The organism is Acidovorax sp. KPB24-07, assembly GCF_057543315.1.
Window position 1 is genome coordinate 1 of sequence record NZ_BAAJYS010000511.1, and the last position, 2,006, is coordinate 2,006.

3 protein-coding genes are annotated in these 2,006 nt (G+C 72.6%); 1 reads left to right on the top strand and 2 read right to left on the bottom strand.

The genetic code is table 11. The features are described from left to right. On the top strand, positions 1–582 hold a 582-nt coding region (locus AC27IQ_RS23245), incomplete at its 5' end, for a hypothetical protein (RefSeq protein WP_487090961.1). Positions 583–645: 63 nt separating this feature from the next. Here AC27IQ_RS23245 and AC27IQ_RS23250 read toward each other — a convergent pair. Together AC27IQ_RS23250 and AC27IQ_RS23255 are read right to left on the bottom strand one after the other, a co-directional pair. Next, entirely contained in the window at positions 646–1,608 is a 963-nt protein-coding gene (locus AC27IQ_RS23250) for a tetratricopeptide repeat protein (RefSeq protein ID WP_487090962.1), read from the bottom strand. A gap of 138 nt (positions 1,609–1,746) precedes the next feature. Next, the coding region (locus AC27IQ_RS23255) for a pseudouridine synthase family protein (protein ID WP_487090963.1) at positions 1,747–2,006 on the bottom strand (260 nt) is incomplete at its 5' end.

Consider the following 2,006-nt stretch of genomic DNA (forward strand, 5'->3'; position numbering starts at 1 on the left):
GGCGTGCTGCCCGCCCAGGCCAGCGGCGCACCCGAGCCCTGGGGCCAGCGCCTGGTGCAAACCCAGGAACTGCCGGCCGAAGCGCTGGCGAAGTTCGCGCTGTTCCAGGACCGGAAAGACACCGCCGATGCGGACCGCTCCGCAGGCGCACCGCCCCAGACCCAGGCCTGGACGGGCGAGGAGATGGCGCTGCCCCGCAGCGGCAACCCCTACACGCTGGTGGTGCGGGTCTCGGGCGTGGCGCTGGCCGACTGGGATGCCAGCGCGCGCTGGATGGCGGGCTGGTCCATCCATGGCGCATCGCGCGTGGGTGCCGTGCCCCAGGTCGCCGCGCGGGGCGTGCGCGCCGGCCAGGTCGTGGAGATGGCCGGCGCCGCGGCGCCCTTGAGCTTTAAGGAAGACCGCACGGTCCCGCCGGTGCTGGAGTTCGCAGGGGTGAGCAACCTGCGCATGGACCGGGTGCGGCTGGAGGTGTGGTCGGGCATGCGCTCGTCCAACCCGGTGGAACGGCTCATGCCGTGGATGCCCCTTCTCACCGGGGCCGTGTTTCTCGGCCTGATGCTGTGGTGGCGCCGCCGTTGAACGGCTGGCGGGGCAGCGACGGTGGGGCGGCGGCGCCGGGCCTTGGGGCCCGCGCGCGTCCAGTCACAGGTCCAGCGGCTGCCCGGGCTTCCACGCATCGGCGCGCCGCCGCGCTTCGGCGATATCGACCGGACCCATCCTGCGGGCCAGCAGCTGAAGGTGCACGGCCCCGTAGCGGGGCAGGGTGAGCGGGTCTTCCGGGTTGCCGCGGCCCAGGCGGTCGGCCAGTTCCAGCAGCATGTAGGCGGCAACGGGCCGCTGGGCCAGGGTGGCCGCGCCGTTGGCATAGAGATCGCCCAGCCGGTACAGCCCAGCCGCATCGCCCTGGCGCGCCGCGCGCAGGTACCAGTTCTCGGTCAGCGACATCTGGCGGGGTTCTCCGCCGCGGCCCTCCTGGTAGATGGCGCCCAGCCGCACCGCCGCCAGGCTGGAGCCCTGGTGGGCGGCCCGGGTCAGCCACTGCATGGACTCGGCATGGTCCCTGGGGATGCCGTTGCCCTCGTCCAGCATGGCCGACAGCAGCACCATGGCCCGCAGGTGCCCTTGCTGGGCCATGGCCCGCACGGTGGGCAGAACGTCCAGGCCCTGGCCGCGGCGCCATTGGGTCTCGGCCGCACCGAGCCGGGCCAGTTGTTCCATGCCTTCCCGCTGCGCCGCGATCTGCAGGGCGCGCGCATCGCTTTCGGCGCGGGCGATGCGTTCGGCGGCCTGGGCCTTGTTGTGGTTCCACTTCCAGCCCATCAGCGCCATCAGCACCACCACGCCACCCGCCAGGACGATCAGGGTCCAGGGCTTGTCGCCGGGGGCGGCGGCCGGCCGGGCGCGGGCGCCCTCGGGCTTTTGCCGCGCCGCCACGCTGGTGGGAAGCACCTTGTCGTAGGCCACCTCGCACCGGGGGCATTGCCAGGCCGGTGCGGTATCGGTGCCCTGCCGGGTGTGGCTGCAGCGCGGGCACACGCGCGCGGCAGCGGCGCGGACGGCCTCGGGCGTCTCCACGGGTTCGAGCGAAAGATCAGCGGCGTTCACGGTTCCATTCCTTTTGGGGGAGCGATTGTGCTGCGCCTGCCCGGCCCGAAGCGCCAGCGGCTCGAATATTCGGCAAAAAGGCCGCCAGCACAATGAAATCTAAGGCATATTGCTATCAATTAAGTAGCGATTTATGCGCTATCCCCCAGGCTCTGCGGGCACCGTCGCCGCCTGCCAGGTCCCCGGCGCCAGCCCGTCCAGCGAATAAGGCCCGATGGCGGCGCGGATCAGCCGCAAGGTGGGCAGGCCGACCGCCGCGGTCATGCGCCGCACCTGGCGGTTGCGGCCTTCCCGGATGACCAGTTCGATCCAGGCGGTAGGAATGCGCTGGCGCACGCGGATGGGCGGGTCGCGCTCCCACACGGCGGGCGGCGGCTCCAGGCGGCGCGCCCGGGCCG